16 protein-coding genes are annotated in these 15,768 nt (G+C 41.1%); all 16 read right to left on the bottom strand.

The annotated features are described in order from the left end of the window. A complete protein-coding gene (locus tag D0T49_RS07070) occupies window positions 1–420 on the bottom strand; it encodes an organic hydroperoxide resistance protein (RefSeq protein WP_163629901.1) in 420 nt (139 codons plus the stop codon). Window positions 421–1,337: 917 nt separating this feature from the next. Continuing rightward, a complete protein-coding gene (locus D0T49_RS07065) occupies window positions 1,338–3,278 on the bottom strand; it encodes a heavy metal translocating P-type ATPase (RefSeq protein WP_163629900.1) in 1,941 nt (646 codons plus the stop codon). A 154-nt stretch (window positions 3,279–3,432) separates the two neighbouring features. After that, window positions 3,433–3,849, bottom strand: coding sequence for a Fur family transcriptional regulator (locus tag D0T49_RS07060; RefSeq protein ID WP_163629899.1), 417 nt, complete (start codon window positions 3,847–3,849; stop codon window positions 3,433–3,435). A 299-nt stretch (window positions 3,850–4,148) separates the two neighbouring features. Further along, a complete protein-coding gene (locus tag D0T49_RS07055; protein ID WP_163629898.1) occupies window positions 4,149–4,838 on the bottom strand; it encodes an MIP family channel protein in 690 nt (229 codons plus the stop codon). A gap of 73 nt (window positions 4,839–4,911) precedes the next feature. Continuing rightward, window positions 4,912–5,499, bottom strand: coding sequence for a nicotinamide riboside transporter PnuC (pnuC, locus tag D0T49_RS07050; protein WP_163629897.1), 588 nt, complete (start codon window positions 5,497–5,499; stop codon window positions 4,912–4,914). Between the two features lie 178 nt (window positions 5,500–5,677). Beyond that, a complete protein-coding gene (locus D0T49_RS07045; RefSeq protein ID WP_163629896.1) occupies window positions 5,678–7,306 on the bottom strand; it encodes a S41 family peptidase in 1,629 nt (542 codons plus the stop codon). 135 nt (window positions 7,307–7,441) lie between these two features. Then, complete coding sequence (gene trpS, locus D0T49_RS07040) at window positions 7,442–8,437, bottom strand: tryptophan--tRNA ligase (protein WP_163629895.1); 996 nt, start codon at window positions 8,435–8,437, stop codon at window positions 7,442–7,444. 131 nt (window positions 8,438–8,568) lie between these two features. After that, window positions 8,569–9,024: an Lrp/AsnC ligand binding domain-containing protein gene (locus D0T49_RS07035; protein ID WP_163629894.1), complete on the bottom strand. Its 456-nt coding sequence runs from the start codon at window positions 9,022–9,024 to the stop codon at window positions 8,569–8,571. 196 nt (window positions 9,025–9,220) lie between these two features. Then, a complete protein-coding gene (locus D0T49_RS07030) occupies window positions 9,221–10,057 on the bottom strand; it encodes an FKBP-type peptidyl-prolyl cis-trans isomerase (RefSeq protein ID WP_163629893.1) in 837 nt (278 codons plus the stop codon). Between the two features lie 36 nt (window positions 10,058–10,093). After that, window positions 10,094–10,612: an FKBP-type peptidyl-prolyl cis-trans isomerase N-terminal domain-containing protein gene (locus D0T49_RS07025; protein WP_163629892.1), complete on the bottom strand. Its 519-nt coding sequence runs from the start codon at window positions 10,610–10,612 to the stop codon at window positions 10,094–10,096. Window positions 10,613–10,663: 51 nt separating this feature from the next. After that, window positions 10,664–11,389 carry an FKBP-type peptidyl-prolyl cis-trans isomerase gene (locus tag D0T49_RS07020; protein WP_163629891.1) on the bottom strand — a complete coding sequence of 242 codons (726 nt, stop codon included), beginning with the start codon at window positions 11,387–11,389 and terminating at the stop codon, window positions 10,664–10,666. Between the two features lie 18 nt (window positions 11,390–11,407). Next, window positions 11,408–11,995, bottom strand: coding sequence for an FKBP-type peptidyl-prolyl cis-trans isomerase (locus D0T49_RS07015; protein ID WP_163629890.1), 588 nt, complete (start codon window positions 11,993–11,995; stop codon window positions 11,408–11,410). A gap of 199 nt (window positions 11,996–12,194) precedes the next feature. Continuing rightward, window positions 12,195–12,377 carry an Arc family DNA-binding protein gene (locus D0T49_RS07010; protein ID WP_163629889.1) on the bottom strand — a complete coding sequence of 61 codons (183 nt, stop codon included), beginning with the start codon at window positions 12,375–12,377 and terminating at the stop codon, window positions 12,195–12,197. Window positions 12,378–12,548: 171 nt separating this feature from the next. Then, window positions 12,549–13,076: a hypothetical protein gene (locus tag D0T49_RS07005; RefSeq protein ID WP_163629888.1), complete on the bottom strand. Its 528-nt coding sequence runs from the start codon at window positions 13,074–13,076 to the stop codon at window positions 12,549–12,551. Beyond that, window positions 13,073–13,999, bottom strand: coding sequence for a CPBP family intramembrane glutamic endopeptidase (locus tag D0T49_RS07000; RefSeq protein ID WP_163629887.1), 927 nt, complete (start codon window positions 13,997–13,999; stop codon window positions 13,073–13,075). Before D0T49_RS07000 ends, D0T49_RS07005 begins: the two co-directional genes overlap by 4 nt. A gap of 418 nt (window positions 14,000–14,417) precedes the next feature. After that, the gene (locus tag D0T49_RS06995; RefSeq protein ID WP_163629886.1) at window positions 14,418–15,386 is read right to left on the bottom strand and encodes an SPFH domain-containing protein; all 969 of its coding nucleotides are present in this window, start codon (window positions 15,384–15,386) and stop codon (window positions 14,418–14,420) included. Between the last annotated feature and the right edge of the window lie 382 nt (window positions 15,387–15,768).

Below are 15,768 nucleotides of genomic sequence, written 5' to 3'. Positions count from 1 at the left end.
TTATTTACCTTTCACATTCAGTTTCACATCAATGTTGTTTCTTGTTGCGTTGGAGTATGGACATATCTGGTGAGCTTCTTTTGCCAGTTCTTCCGCTGTTTTTTGGTCCACTTCGGGTATGTTTATATCCATTTCTACTGCCAGCATAAAGCCGCCGCCCTCTTTATTGCCAATGCTTACCTTGGCTGTTACGTCCGGTTTTATCCTTATTTTCTTTTCCAGAGCTACGTGGCTAAGCGCACTTCCGAAGCATGCCGAGTAACCGGCTGCAAACAATTGCTCTGGGTTGGTATATGCTCCGTCGGGGCCTCCCATCTCTTTTGGTGGGCGTAAGTCGAAATCGAGTAACCCATCTGATGATTTTACGTGCCCTGCTCTCCCTCCTATGGTGGTAGCCACCGCTGTATACAATGCTTTCATAAATTTGGTTTCGTTTTAAAATGTTAGTATATATAACATAAACAAACCAAAAATGATATTGTTCGGAAAATTCCAATATTCATAAATCGCTATGAAACCTTATTTCTCAAAAATAAACCTTAGTAACATCAATGCCTCATAAACAACCAACCTTATTAGCTTATTTTTTAGTTGTTTAATAAGCTAATAAGGTTGAGCTTACAGGTCTATTGTTAAATTACTAAGGTTTAATACACAAGAGTTTCGTACCTACGGCACGAATAATGCCCGTTATATTATGTGCTGTTACCAAACTTATGCTCCTACGGAGCACATGGATGACATTTCAATTTCCAAAAAATATTTAACGCATCAGTACTATCTCCAAAATAAACATATTTGACGCAAGTCTGTGACTTGTGGCTATATTTTTTTGCAGTTTTAAACTGCATGTATTTTCGGCACAAGTTACGCTACGCTAAACTTGCGCCAGTCGGGGAGCGCATTTTTTGCACAAGTGGGGGTGGTTACAAGCTCCCATAGGGAGCAAAGTTTGGTAATACAGGATTTGAAAAGACTTCGGCGTGCCGTAGGTACGCAACATAAGTATGTAGAAGTAGCGTACCTACGGCACGCCGATGATGGGGCATGTGCGTTTCTACCAAACTTGCGTTCCTAACGGAACTTTTCCTATGTTGTCGCCCTATGCAAATCACTCCTTTTATCCTATCCTGTATAGAAATAAAACCTTGTCTTCAGAAAAAACCTTAGTAACATCAATGCCTCATAAACAACCAACCTTATTAGCTTATTTTTTAGTTGTTTAATAAGCTAATAAGGTTGAGTTTACAGGTCTATTGTTAAATTACTAAGGTTTAATACAAAATAAGGTTTTTACATTGTTTGTGATAGTATGCTTTCTAATTCAAAAACAGTTTCTAAAATTTCTTCCGTAAAATTCTTACAGCATTCAGTATTGCCAGCAATGCTACACCAACGTCGGCAAAAACGGCTCCCCACATGGTGGCAATGCCAAATGCACCTAATATCAACACTACAATCTTTACCCCGAAAGCCATTACAATGTTTTGAACTACAATCCGTTTGGTGGCTTTCGAAATTTTAATCGCCGTAACTATTTTCGACGGTTGGTCGGTTTGTATTACTACATCGGCAGTTTCGATAGCTGCGTCGGAGCCCATCCCGCCCATAGCAATGCCAATGTCGCTTAGTGCCAGTACGGGAGCATCATTTATACCGTCGCCTACAAAAGCTACTACGTTTTCAGAATTAGCTTTGAGCTGCTCCAGATGCTTTACTTTATCTTGAGGGAGCAAATCGCCATAGGCTAAATCTATTCCGATTTCATCGGCTATTTTTTGTGTGATAGAGGATTTGTCGCCACTCAGCATCACTGTTTCTATTTTCAGTCCATGCATTTCGCTCACTGCTAAGGCCGAATCTTCTTTCACTTTGTCGGCTATAACGATGTATCCGGCATATACGTTCTCAATGGCTACTACCACCGTAGTTTCTACGATAGAATTGATATTCGTGTCGTAAGCTATGCCATATTTCTCCATTAGCTTGGTGTTTCCTGCTAAAACGTTTTGTCCGTTTACCATTCCTTTAAGGCCATGTCCGGCTATTTCTTCCACATTTGTTGCTTCACAATGCGTATCTTTGTTAGCATATGCCGAGATGGCTTTTGCTATAGGGTGATTGGAGCTGCGTTCCAGTGCGGAGACAATAGCCACGAAGTCTTTTTCATCTTTGCCTACGGTTACTACCTTTTGCACATTAAAAACTCCTTCGGTCAGCGTGCCTGTCTTATCCATAACTACCGTGTTTAACTTGGTCATTAAGTCGAGGTAGTTAGCACCTTTGAACAGGATGCCGTGATGCGATGCTGCGCCTATCCCTCCGAAATAGCCTAAGGGGATGGAAATAACCAATGCACAAGGGCAGGAGATAACAAGGAATACCAACGCGCGGTATAGCCAATCGGCAAAGATGTAACTATCTACAAAGAAGTAAGGTATAAGGGCAATGCCTAAGGCTAAGAAAAATACAATAGGGGTGTATATCTTTGCAAATTTGCGAATAAGCAGTTCCGTTTTTGCTTTGCGGGCGGTGGCATTCTGTACCATTTCCAGAATTTTTGCCAGCGAACTGTCTTCGTATTTCTTTTCTACCTTTATTTCTATTACTTTGTCCAGATTTACCATTCCTGCTAAGACGTTTTCGTCCGTGCGGATTGTTTTGGGTTTGCTTTCTCCTGTAAGTGCCGAGGTGTTGAAATTGCCTGAATCAGAGAGGAGACTGCCGTCTAAGGGTACTCTCTCGCCTGCTTTTACCTGTATGGTCTCACCTATATTTACCTTTTCGGGCGAAATGGTTTGATATACCCCATTGCGCAAAACAGAGGCGGTATCGGGACGAATGTCGAGCAATGCTTTTATATTGCGCTTGGCTTTGTTTACAGCCGCATCCTGAAATAATTCTCCAACGGAATAAAACAGCATTACCGCTACCCCTTCGGGGAACTCGCCGATAGCAAATGCACCGACGGTGGCGATTGTCATTAACGAAAATTCGTTGAAAAAACTCTTATTCTTTAGTTCTTCAAATGCTTCTTTAATTACGGGAAATCCTACCGGGATGTAAGCGATAATGTACCACGCAAGCCTTAAATAACCCTCGAAAAACGTGATGGAGCCGATATGGTCGAGTGTTATGCCTGCGACAAGCAAAACGAAACTGATAATGGCAGGAAGGTATTTTTTCCATTCTTTTCCGTTGTTTTCCTGAATCGTAACCGGTCCATCGTCGTGACAATGGCACTTTACCTCGTGCTGCTGATTGTGATTGTGTGACATCGTAAATATGTTTTTAGTGTTGAGCTGCCGAATTGTTAAACTGTTGAATTGAAGTTGGATAATAATCTTTTTATGCAATTCAACGATTGAGCAACTTAACGATTGAACAATAGTTTGTTTTTACGATGGCAAAGTTACGGGAGATTCCGTGCAACTAAGTTGCAAACTTAGAGCATTGGTCGCACAGCCCTTTCATTACAAAATTCACGCTGTTCAGCAAAAAATTGGGGGGAAGTTGTACACGGGGTATGGATATGCTTTCGAGGCAAAATGTTTTTTTGCAGCGGTTGCAGTAAAAGTGTACATGCAGGTCGTTCAGTTCGCAGGTGCAGTGGGGGTTGCATACAGAGTATTTAATAGACCCTGAGCCGTCGTCGATGCTGTGTATAAGGTGCTTGTCGTGAAACAAATGAATAGTGCGCGATAGGGTAGATTTATCCACCGTGTCGAGTGCGGTTTCCATATCTGCCAAGCTAAAGGCCTGCGGATAGCTGAGCATTGCTTTTAGGATAAGTATTCTTACCGAAGTAGGTTTTATCCCACGTGCTTCGAGTAATTGTTCGTAATCCATAAGTTTTTAATTTTAAGTGTGTTATTAAGTGCCTACGTGGCGTATAGCGGCTTATAGTCCGCTTTACGCCTAACTTAAGCATGATTTATCCGACAAGCGGCATTAAGCCGCTGTACGGCGGCTATCACCCATTACTAAGGTATTAGTACAAAAATAAGGTTTTTACATTGCTATTCAAATATCTGTAACCCTGATTTTCATCAAATCGTATCCCAATTTTCATAAAAAAACAAGGAGCTGACTAAATGCAGTCAACTCCTTGCTATATTTTGGCAATTCTGATTTAGAATTTTGTTTTCTTATTTTGCTGTTTCGGGTTCTGTGTCAATGGCTTTCCATACAAAAGCGGCAATGATAGCGCCTAAAAACGGAGCTACTATGAATAACCACAGTTGCGACAACGCTTTTCCTCCTTCGAAGATAGCAGGCCCGATGCTGCGTGCAGGGTTCACTGATGTTCCGGTGATAGGAATACATACGATGTGGATAAGTACCAGTGCCAAACCAATGGCTAATCCGGCAAATTTGTTGTTTGCGCCTTTGGAGGTAGAGCCTAATACTACCAGTACAAAAATGAATGTAAATACGGTTTCGGCAATAAGCGCTTGTAGCATTTGCCCATCAGCAAAGCTATTCGACCCTGTAGTGGTAGGGCCTCCGTGCGACCCTGTAGAAACAAGTGCATAAAGAATTGCCGAGCCTATGATAGCTCCGATTACCTGAAAAATCATGTACATTCCGGCATCTTTTCCGCTTATTTTTTTAGCGAAGAACATGCCTAAGGTAATGGCCGGATTGATGTGGCAACCGGATATTTTACCGATAGTGTATGCCATTGCGATAACGGCCAGCCCGAATGCAAAAGCCACTCCTAATGTGCCTGTTCCGGCTCCTACTGTTCCGGCTATTCCACCGGCAAATACTGCGCTTCCGCAACCCATTAACACCAGAACCATAGTTCCAATCATTTCTGCGATATACTTCTTCATTTTCTGTTTTTTATTTGGTTAAACATTTTTTTACGGGTACAAATATACATAGTTCGGCGAGAAATTCACTTTTTTAAGAAATTTGTTTTTCGATGGTTTTTTTCCACTGCAAGTAACCTACTATTGCCATAATGGTATAGAATACAAACAGTATTGCTGTAGGATAGAGCTCTTTATAGAAATAAAGCCCCGCAGATACGGCATCGACCACAATGAAAACAAGCCAGTATTCTATGTATTTGCGTGCGAGCATCCATGTGGCTACAATACTTAGCGCGGTGGTAAAAGAGTCGGCCTTGGGCAGGGGAGAGTCGGTGTAGTTGCTCAGGACAAATGCGTACAGAAAGAATATAGCTGCTGCTATGATAATGAGATAGGGTATTGTCCTTTTGGGGACATTGCTGATAGGGATGTTTTTCCCGCTTTTGTCTTTTCCCCATTTCCATACTATCCAGCCATACACGCTTACAATCACGTAATATATTTGCAAGGTCATGTCGGCATAAAACTTACTGTCGAAAAAGATAACGACATAGAAAACAGAACACAGAAAACCGAATATCCAAAGGCTGGAACGCTGCTTAACAGAAAGATACAGATAAATAAGGCTCAATATGGACCCAACTACTTCTACCCAGTTGTTTTGCAAATAAGTCAACATAATAGTTACAAGTGATTAGTTACAAGTTTTGTTATCTTCGCCTCATGCTGCCTCTCGTTTATCAACGAAGAGTTGATTGTATTACGCTTGAAAACGTGTTACCACTTAGTCCCTCGTTGCAAACGAGAGACAGGGAGTAAAACAAAAAGCTTTGCGTCATCGCGTCTTTACGTAAGTCTTATCTGCTTTCGCTTACTTTTTTGTATTCTTTTTTACTTTCTTTGGGTTTACTCAGTATTTTCTCGTATTCACCGTAATTTTGCAGAATTTCTACGGCGCGTTTTATAGCTTCGTTTTCTTCGTCGATAATACGGTAATACTCATTGGTGTCCCAAAGGTCGCGTGCTACAAGGGCTTTCAGTTGCAGTTTTATCAGGTCTTTGGATTTCTCCATCTGTTCCTCGTTGTACTTTATATCTTCCCTCTCGGCATTTTCTACCAGTTGGGTCAAAAAGTCGTCTTTAACCGCATATTCCTTTTTGAATTTATCGAAAGTAGGATATTTCTTTTTAAATTCGTTCCTGTACTGCTCTATATATTGCAGGCTGGTTTTGTTCATCACGCCAAGCGCTACAATTTTACGGTGATAGTCGGTGTATTTTGTTGTATCCAACGGGATAAACACATCGGGCATAATTCCTCCGCCCCCATACACAGTTCTTCCTAAATGTTTAGTTTTGTATTGGAGTGAATCAGGAAATTGGATGCTGTCGGCGTTAGACAACTCTCCGTGTTTATATCGGTTTATCAGTTCTTCTTCATATTTTTTCACTCCATCTTTATAAGGTTTCTGGATGGAACGTCCGGTAGGTGTATAATAACGTGCTACGGTAAGGCGCATGAGTGAGCTGTCGGGCAATTCAAATTCCCTCTGAACAAGCCCTTTGCCAAATGTGCGTCTTCCTACCAGTATTCCTCTATCCCAATCTTGTATTGCTCCCGATACGATTTCGCTTGCCGAGGCTGAGTACTCGTCAATAAGTACAATGAGTTTTCCGTCTTCAAAATTTCCGCGCGAAGTGGCTTTGGCTTCTTGGCGTCGTTGGTGAGCCCCTTCGGTATACACAATCATTTCCCCGCTTTTAAGGAACTGGTCACCTAATTCGATGGCAGCGCCCAGGTATCCCCCGCCATTTCCTTGCAGACTGAGGATTAGTGATTGCATCCCCTGGTTTTTCAATTTGTCTACCGCTTTTTTGTATTCCTCAATGGTAGTGCTACCGAAATTGTTTATTTTGATGTATCCGATACGGTCTCCTATCATATAAGAGGCATCTACGGTGTGTAAAGGAATTTTGTCGCGTGTGATTTTAAAATTTATCAATTCCTTTTGTCCCCGTCGCAAGATACGTACATTCACTTCGCTGCCCTTAGGCCCCCGCAAGCGTTCCATTATTTTGGTGTTTTGCATTTTTACGCCTGCAATCAATTCGTTTTCGACGTATATCATGCGGTCGCCCGGAAGAATACCTACTTTTTCGGAAGGTGAACCTGCAATGGTCTGAACAACAAAAAGCGTATCCTCGAGCATCTGAAACTGAATGCCTATTCCTTCAAAACTTCCTTTTAGGGGTTCTTGTACCCGTTGTACTTCCTCTTTAGGAATATAGGCGGAATGGGGGTCAAGTTCTTTCAATAGGGAAACAATAGTGTTTTCCACTACCTTTTTATCATCAATACTATCTACATACAGATTGGAAACTGCCATCATAACAGTTTTAAGCTTACGTTCCTGCAGAGGTGATATGCCTTGTGAAATAGCTAAAACAGGAAAAAGCAAAACAAATAAAAACGTTATTTTTTTCATAATAAGAAGTTGTAAAAGTCTTATAACAATAGTAGCATGGAGTATGTTTACATTGTTATTTTTTCGTAATTGCAAAAGTAGGAAAAAAGAGTTGTTTCCGAAGAAACAACTCTTAAATTACTTTATCTTTGAAGTTTAGTTATTGCAGAAACCTATTATTTCGCGTACTTCTTTGATGGTTTTGGACGCACTGGCTTGCGCTTTTTCTTTTCCCATCAGCATCACTTTTTTCAGGTATTCTTCGTCTGCGGCTATTTCTTTGATTTTTTCGCTATAAGGTTGCACGAATTTTATCATATCTTCGGCCAACTGTTTTTTCATATCGCCGTAGCGTATCTGGCATGAGTTATATTGTTCGTCAAAGAACTTTACCGTTTCGGGGTCTGACACTATGCTCATCAGTTGAAACAGGTTTTTAATAGCATCGGGTTTTTCCTGATTTGGTACGGTTGGCCCGCTGTCGGTTACGGCACGCATTACTTTTTTGCGTATAGCTTCGGGCTCGTCTGCCAGGTAGATAGCATTTCCTTCGCCTTCCGATTTTCCCATTTTACCGCTGCCGTTCAGTCCGGGTATTTTTACAAGCTCTTTTCCGAAGTTGTATGCCTGCGGCTCAGGAAAATAATCTACCTCGTACATGCGGTTGAAACGGTTTGCAAACGTGCGGGTCATTTCGAGGTGCTGTGCTTGGTCTTTACCTACAGGCACTTTTGTAGCTCGGTGTATCAAAATGTCGGCCGCCATAAGGGTAGGGTAGGTTAGTAGTCCCGCATTTACATTCTGAGGCTGTTGGCGTACTTTGTCTTTGAACGATGTAGCACGTTCCAACTCTCCGAGATAGGCGTTCATGTTGAGGAAAAGGTATAGTTCCACAACTTCAGGCACATCGCTTTGTACGTAGATAGTAGATTTTTCGGGGTCTAAGCCTGCGGCAAGATATTCGATTAAAACCTGACGTACGTTTCTTGCCAAATCCTTCGGATTTGGGTGTGTTGTCAACGAGTGGTAATCGGCAATGAAAAAATAACAATTATTCTCATTCTGCATTGTAATAAAGTTGCGCAATGCTCCGAAATAATTTCCTAAATGCAGGTTGCCTGTGGGGCGAATGCCGCTTAATACTGTATCCATATATATTGATTTGTTTTTTAGCTGTTTATAAATTACACCACCAAGGCGGTGTTTATTTATAGTAATGGCTTCACGTTTTGTGAAGCCGTACTTTATTTTGTGTTTTTAAATATCCGGAATAGGAGCTGTTTTTATTCGATAGGAATAGTTCTACGTATACGCTGGTCGAGCGAGGTTAACGTCTCTGTAGTAGCTACTCCGTTTATCTCCTGTATCTTGCCATTAAGAAGCTCCATCAGATGCTCGTCGTTTTTAGCATACAACTTTATCAGTATAGTATAGGCTCCTAAAGTATATTGTGACTCTACTATTTCAGGGATTTTTTCAAGCTCCTTCACCACCTCTTTATACATAGAGCCTTTTTCCAGTGTGATACCTACATAAACGCACATCTGGTAGCCCAACATTTTGGGGTTAACGGTATATCCTGAGCCTGTGATTACATCCATGTCAATCATACGTTGTACACGCTGATGAATGGCTGCGCGCGAAACCCCGCACAATTGTGCAACGTCTTTGAAAGGCATACGTGCGTTTTGAGTAATAATCTGTAAGATTTTACGGTCGAGTTGATCTATTTTTTCCATGATATAAGAACCTGAATGCAATTTAGTGCCATTTTGCCAACAAAAATATGTAAAATAAATGAATATGAAAAAATCATTTATTTAAAAATGGTTATTCGGGGGTGAAAGCTGGAAATTTGATGACAATGTATGTTTTTTAATGAAAAACGACCGGAGATATTTTCCGGTCGTTATAATATGAGTTTATTTTAAAATGCTATTCTATTCCGAGCAGCTCTACTTCAAAAATCAATGCAGAGTAAGGTTGGATAGTTCCCATGTCGCGGGTACCATACGCTAACTCCTGAGGGATGTAAAGAATCCATTTTGAGCCTACAGGCATTAATTTTAACGCTTCGGTCCAACCGGCGATAACTTGGCTTACGCCAAAAGTAATAGGCTCGCCACGGTTTATGGAGCTATCGAATACAGTGCCGTCAATTAATGTTCCGTGGTAGTGTACTTTTACTTTGTCGGTAGCTGTAGGTTTTTTACCTTTTCCGGTTTTTACCACTTTGTATTGCAGTCCGCTCTCGGTAGTAACAACACCCGGTTTTGTTTTATTTTCGGCCAGAAATTCTTCTCCTTCGCGACGGTTTTCGCCATAAAGCTCTTCCATCTTTTTTTCTTCAATTTGTTGCATTGTTCCTCTCACATACATTTGTGCATCGCCTGAGTTCATTTGCTCGTCAAAACCATATAGCCCGTTTATCAAACCTTGCTTGATAAGTTCGATGTTAACTGTCAGGTCTTTGCTTTCAAGAAGCCCGGTTTCGTTTTGCATTTTCAGGTTTTGACCTATATTGGCTCCAATACCTTCCATTTCGATGTATTTTGAGCCTTTTTTCATAGCTTTGTCCACTCCCTGAAGGAATGATTTTGTTTGTTCGCCTGTAGAGTCGTTTTGCAGGTACATTTTAATGTTTCCGCTTTGCAGCAACCCAAACGCATAGTTCAAACTATCGGTACGGTTTTTTAGGGCAGGAGGATTTGCAAGAGCAGACATGCTAAAGGAAAGTACGACAATAATTGCTAATATATTTAATTTTTTCATTTTTCGGTGAATTTTATTTTGTTGAACAATTCTTTTTTATTCCGCTTCTATTATTTCTTCTTCAATAATTACTTCTTCTTCAGTTTGGTTTGCCTTGGCTTTTTCTTCCTGAATTTGTCTCATAGTGTTTTGCAGATACGTTTGAGCATCCATTATCGACCAAGTTCCTTCTACGTCGTTCAATCCGTCTTTCAATCCTTGTTCCATAGTTTTGTAATTAAACGTAAGGTCGGGCTCTCCCATCAGGCCTTCGGTTTCCTGTTTTTTCAGCCACGAGCCGAAGTTCAACCCAAGGTCATACATTTCGTTTGGTTCTTCGTTGCTGTTGTAGGCTTTGTCCAGCGCGTCGATAAATGCTTTTACTGCTGCATCTTCGTCATCGTAAGATGCCATCAGGTAGTTTCCTATTTGCTCTCCTTCCACGTAGCCTAATGCATAGTTGATACTGTCATTCATGTCGTTCAGTGTAACGGTTTGTGCCTGGTATTTTTTACACGAAACCATTGTGATAACGGCAATTAGAGTAACTAATGTAAAAATAAGTTGTCTTTTCATTTTGCTGTGTTTAAATTTTTTATTTTTTATTTTTCTTAATTACGTGGATAGTTATTGCGGAACGATTTCCAGTAACTCTACATCGAAAATCAGAGTGGAGTATGGTGGTATCACATTGCCGGCACCTCTCTCGCCATAGGCAAGGTGGTAAGGGATGAAAAATTTATATTTCGAGCCTACTTTCATAAGTTGCAGGCCTTCGCTCCAACCTTGTATTACCTGATTTACAGGAAATTCTAACGGCTCATTTCTTTCGATTGAGCTGTCAAATTTAGTTCCGTCGAGCAGGAATCCTTCGTAGCTTACTTTCACCACATCGTTTTCGGCAGGTATTGCGCCATTTCCTTCTCTTTCGACGATGTATTGCAATCCGCTTGCAGTTTCAATGACTCCTTCTTTTTCTTTGTTTTCGGCCAGAAACTTTTCTCCTGCAGCTATTTTAGCTTCGGTTTCTTTTTCGTACGCTTTCATCATATAACTTTGGAAAAACTCCTGAGCAAACTCGTTTGTCATCAAAGCCGAATCTTTTTTCAAGGCGGTTTCAAATCCTTTCAGAAACACATTGGTATTGTACTCGCCTCCCGGTATGTTTTCAAAATTGGTAAGGAGGTCGTTACCCACACTTATTCCTAAGGCATAACTCATTGAGTCCACCGCGTTAGACATAATAAAAACGGGTGCTTCTTCTTTACCCGCTTTTTTATTTTTTTTCTTTTGAGCCTCAGCAGGGCTGAGGGCTAACAGGCATACTGCCGACAATAATAGTATCTTTTTCATCTGTGTTTATCTCAAAAATTATTTTACAATATCAAGCAATTCTACTTCAAATACAAGTGTGGTGTGTGGTCCTATTGCTTGTCCGGCTCCTTGTGCGCCATAAGCTAAATCGGAAGGGATATACAGTTTCCATTTTGAGCCTACGGGCATCAGTTGCAATCCTTCTACCCAGCCCGGTATTACTTGTGTTACGCCGAATGTGGCAGGCTCGCCACGACGAACTGAGCTGTCGAATACTGTTCCGTCTATCAAAGTACCGTGATAGTGCACTTTTACGGTGTCCGAGGCTTTTGGTTTCTCGCCTTTACCTTCGGTTACAATTTCGTATTGCAGGCCACTGGGGAGGGTTACTACATCGCTACGTTTGGCATTGTTTGCCAAAAAATCTTTTCCTTCCTGAATATTTTTTTCATTCATTTTGGACTGTAGGGCTTGGAAGAAATCGTTGATTACTGCCTGGGCTTCCTGATATGAAATTTCGGGTTCGTTTTGTTCTAATACGTCTTGAATTCCTTTTGCTAACTTGCTATAGTCCAGCTTAGTAATTCCACTTTGTAATAAATTGTTACCTAAACTGAGCCCTAAAGCATAACTGATTTTCTCCATTAATTTTTATTTTTCTTTGTGTATAGTTTGTCAAATTGAGTGCAAATATAGCTTATAATGGTGATTTCTTGGGCTATAAGGTGTTAATATTTCAAAACAAAGGGATGAACAGGTCGCGTAGGAGGGGAAAAATCCGTTTTAATGGAGAAAGTGAGATATAGCCCGAATGAATGAAATTTGTCCGGACGAAGCAGCGGTTTTATTGCTTAGGTTCTTTTTTCTTTTTAGGGAGCCTGCCGTTTTTCTTCAATGCTTGGTCGAGTATGTATAATATCTGTCCGTTGGTGCTGCGGAACTCGTCGGCAGCCCATTTTTCAATAGCGTCCATCAGCTCTTCGTCGATGCGTAATACGAAGCTTTTATTTTTAGTGTCTTTTGCCATGTTTTTTTTAGAATCGAGATTCGTAAGCTAAGAAACTGCTTAAATTTACCATAAATAATACCCATGTCTAGCGCAAGTCTGTGACTTGTGCCCCTGTTTTTTTACAGTTTTAAACTGTGTGTTTTTTCGGCACAAGTTGCACTACGCTAAACTTGCGCCAATGGGGGCTTCTCAGGATTGCAATTTTTTTAATACTTCCTTGATTTCGTCAGGGCGTTGTGTGCCGATTAAAATCTTTTTCCTGTTTTTTAGTTCCAGCTGAAGCCCGTACCTGCCCGAAACGATATAGGCTTTTTCTCTCCCGTTAAAATGTATGCCTCCCGCCCGTATTACTTTAATCCGTACCCCACTTCCTCCGAACTCCCTGCCGGAACGATACTCGCGGATGTATGCCTGCGAAATATCGTTCCAACTAAAGAATTTGTATTTGGGGTTGAATGGGAAATAACGTGCGTATATACCCTCTGAATTGATAAAGGTATCAAGCCTTGAAGCCAGCGTTATGATGGAGAATAAGAACATTATTGCGGTAGCTGCAATAAGCCATCCGTCGGACATGGGATTATTCCCAAAGGCTTTGCCTAAAAATATCTGCCGGATTATTCCGTAAATGAAAATGATGTTGATTGCTGCTAACAACAGGTACATCCACCATTGTTTTCGGATTTGGCGTTCGTAAAACTCCACGTTATTTTTCATGCTTCTGTTTTTTTTAAATTCAGCGAATTTTCCACCGTTTTTGCGAAAATATTTTCTTTTGTCACATATTTGTCAAACAAATAGAACCCCAAAGTTACAATAATAATTGCGATGAATCCGGCATATCCGGTCAAACCATTGCTCAGATCGTTTCCGCCCACAAGATATATTAACGGAAATCCTGCAAAAGCATTCATTGTGCCATGAAACAGCGCGGCAGTTATTACCGATTTCGATTTTATTACGATGTAAGTCATCAAGGGAGATAGCAGTGTACAGAAAACTATCATCATAAATACTCCTGCTACCGGATGGTTGGGGTAATTATGTCCTTGCAATATAAGTGGGAAATGCCACAACCCCCAAACACTCCCTGTGAGTAGAGATACTTTCATAAAAGAGAGATGCCTCAAGTGGTGGAGCATATATCCACGCCAGCCCAACTCTTCGCCCAAAGCGAAAAGCGCGTTGATGGTGCAGCCTGCAACTAATCCTTGCACTATCTGTAGCAGGACGAATGTACCTTGCGAGAAGGAACTCATTTCTTCTCTCATCGCCTCTATGTCCGCTGCCGACATGGTAGAGGAATATCGGTCGAAAAGCCCTTCGGCCGAAGCAGAGAAACTTACTCCCGGAACGAGCAGGCTTGTACCGAGCGAAAGGGCTACGAAAACAATAGGAGTAAGTAATGCTACAAGAAACCATCGGTTTACTTTGAACGAAACCAACAAAGGCTTTTTGATGGGCTCTTTATTCTCCAGCTTTTGTAAAAGTATTGCAACTGTGGCCGGAATGAGCATATAAACCATCCCGAAAATGTTGAACGCTATTGAAGGTGCTGTAATGCCTGCGAAACGTAAAATACTTGCAAGTATCCAACTACCTAAACAGGTGATTATTATAAAATGCCATGTTTTTTTCATACCATATTTTTATTTATAGTGAGATGGTTGAACCTTCTTCTTTTTCGATTTGCCTCTGATTTTATCGGATTGCAAATCCGCTATTAGAATATCATCCCCGCTACCGCGCGAATCCTTCGCGTGGTATTTTCTAAACAGACACTATCTTTTTTAGCTTGAGAGCATCTCATCAGTGACCTATAGTACACGCAATCCACCAATTTTACAGAACAACACGGTTTTTATATCACATAACCGGACTATCTTAAAAAAATCAACATCTGTGATTTTCCGTTTTGTCTGTGTATTCCGTGTGCGGGTTATCATTTTTAGACATCCCCTAAACGGATACAACGTTTTCAAACGTAAATTCCATTAACTCCCCTCGTTTGCAAACGAGAGGTAGGAGCCTCCCCCTTTGGGGAGGTTTGGAATGGGCTTAATGATACAATGTCCCCGAATTTACTACAGGTTGTGCAGGCTCGTCGCTGCAAAGTACTACCATCAGGTTGGTTACCATTGCCGCCTTTTTATCATCGTCCAGTTCAATCACTTCGCTCTCCGATAGTTTGTCGATAGCCATTTTCACCATGCCCACTGCGCCGTCCACTATTTTTTCGCGTGCCGAGATTATTGCGTCCGCTTGTTGGCGGCGTAGCATCACGGCTGCAATCTCAGGTGCATACGCCAGATAGTTTACACGGGCTTCCAATACTTCGATACCTGCGATGGATAGGCGTTCGTTTAGCTGGCTTTCCAGAATATCGTTTATTTCTTCGCCTCCCGAGCGTAAGGTTAGCCCCCCTTCGGTTCCTTCTTCGGCATTGTCATAGGCATACATTCCGGCTACGCTTCGTAGGGCGGCATCGCTTTGTACTTTAACGAAATCTTCATAGGCTTTCATTTTGTCGCTAACGTTGTCAGATGTTTTTGAGTTTGGTATTGAACTTGATTTCGACATATTATCAATATCGAACGACGCTTTGTAAGTATCTTGCACCCGCCATACTAATACTTGCCCTATCATTACGGGATTTCCGCTTTTGTCGTTTACTTTGATAGGCTCGGCATCGAGGTTGCGTGCCCGCAGGGTCAGTTTCTTTTTCGAGTAGAACGGATTTACCCAGAAATATCCGTTTTCTTTCAATGTGCCTACGTATTTTCCGAAAAAAGTCATAACACGCGCCTCGTTTGGCTCTATCATCATAAAACCGCCCCAAAACAGGCAGTTAATACAAAACAGGATGATGTCTAATGTTATTATAAATCCGAAAAGACCATTAGAAAGAGGAGTGGAAATAGCCCACGCAAAAATTCCGCAAACCGCCAATAGGAAAAGGGTATTCAGGATTATCATCAAAATCCCGTTAATCTTTACTTTGCCAAAAACTTCTTCTTTTGTTTTCATAATATTTATAATTTAAAATGATATTATTTTGATATCACAAACATAGACTAAATATTTTGGAAAACAAATATTTACGGCATTTTATTTAACTAAATTTAACTTGAATATCTCTTGAAATTGAACGAAACCGCAGGAATATACTTTATTTTAGCCATTTCGGAAGTGTTTCCCATTTTGTATAAGGACAACCACATCAAAATATGTAGAATTGTTATTTTATCCTTTCGTAGCCGAAGCTAATCTTTCCGCCTCAGCTGGTGAGCGTAAAAAAATTCAGCGTAACGAAGCGTTAAACAGGATTTGCTGTTTGACGAGCGTAGCGAGGAGTTTCAAAGCCTGTAGCGTAGTGTAGCTGAATTTTAGCGAAGCAGGTGTAGCGGTG

This window comes from Paludibacter sp. 221 (assembly GCF_010501035.1).
Taxonomy (GTDB): Bacteria; Bacteroidota; Bacteroidia; order Bacteroidales; family Paludibacteraceae; genus QVMH01.
This window is presented reverse-complemented; position numbering and strand designations above follow the sequence as displayed.

Excerpts from the sequence above, each read along its gene's own strand:
- D0T49_RS07070 (WP_163629901.1), bottom strand. The coding sequence starts at position 420 with ATGAAAGCATTGTATACAGCGGTGGCTACCACCATAGGAGGGAGAGCA.
- D0T49_RS07065 (WP_163629900.1), bottom strand. The coding sequence starts at position 3,278 with ATGTCACACAATCACAATCAGCAGCACGAGGTAAAGTGCCATTGTCAC.
- D0T49_RS07060 (WP_163629899.1), bottom strand. The coding sequence starts at position 3,849 with ATGGATTACGAACAATTACTCGAAGCACGTGGGATAAAACCTACTTCG.
- D0T49_RS07055 (WP_163629898.1), bottom strand. The coding sequence starts at position 4,838 with ATGAAGAAGTATATCGCAGAAATGATTGGAACTATGGTTCTGGTGTTA.
- pnuC (WP_163629897.1), bottom strand. The coding sequence starts at position 5,499 with ATGTTGACTTATTTGCAAAACAACTGGGTAGAAGTAGTTGGGTCCATA.
- D0T49_RS07045 (WP_163629896.1), bottom strand. The coding sequence starts at position 7,306 with ATGAAAAAAATAACGTTTTTATTTGTTTTGCTTTTTCCTGTTTTAGCT.
- trpS (WP_163629895.1), bottom strand. The coding sequence starts at position 8,437 with ATGGATACAGTATTAAGCGGCATTCGCCCCACAGGCAACCTGCATTTA.
- D0T49_RS07035 (WP_163629894.1), bottom strand. The coding sequence starts at position 9,024 with ATGGAAAAAATAGATCAACTCGACCGTAAAATCTTACAGATTATTACT.
- D0T49_RS07030 (WP_163629893.1), bottom strand. The coding sequence starts at position 10,057 with ATGAAAAAATTAAATATATTAGCAATTATTGTCGTACTTTCCTTTAGC.
- D0T49_RS07025 (WP_163629892.1), bottom strand. The coding sequence starts at position 10,612 with ATGAAAAGACAACTTATTTTTACATTAGTTACTCTAATTGCCGTTATC.
- D0T49_RS07020 (WP_163629891.1), bottom strand. The coding sequence starts at position 11,389 with ATGAAAAAGATACTATTATTGTCGGCAGTATGCCTGTTAGCCCTCAGC.
- D0T49_RS07015 (WP_163629890.1), bottom strand. The coding sequence starts at position 11,995 with ATGGAGAAAATCAGTTATGCTTTAGGGCTCAGTTTAGGTAACAATTTA.
- D0T49_RS07010 (WP_163629889.1), bottom strand. The coding sequence starts at position 12,377 with ATGGCAAAAGACACTAAAAATAAAAGCTTCGTATTACGCATCGACGAA.
- D0T49_RS07005 (WP_163629888.1), bottom strand. The coding sequence starts at position 13,076 with ATGAAAAATAACGTGGAGTTTTACGAACGCCAAATCCGAAAACAATGG.
- D0T49_RS07000 (WP_163629887.1), bottom strand. The coding sequence starts at position 13,999 with ATGAAAAAAACATGGCATTTTATAATAATCACCTGTTTAGGTAGTTGG.
- D0T49_RS06995 (WP_163629886.1), bottom strand. The coding sequence starts at position 15,386 with ATGAAAACAAAAGAAGAAGTTTTTGGCAAAGTAAAGATTAACGGGATT.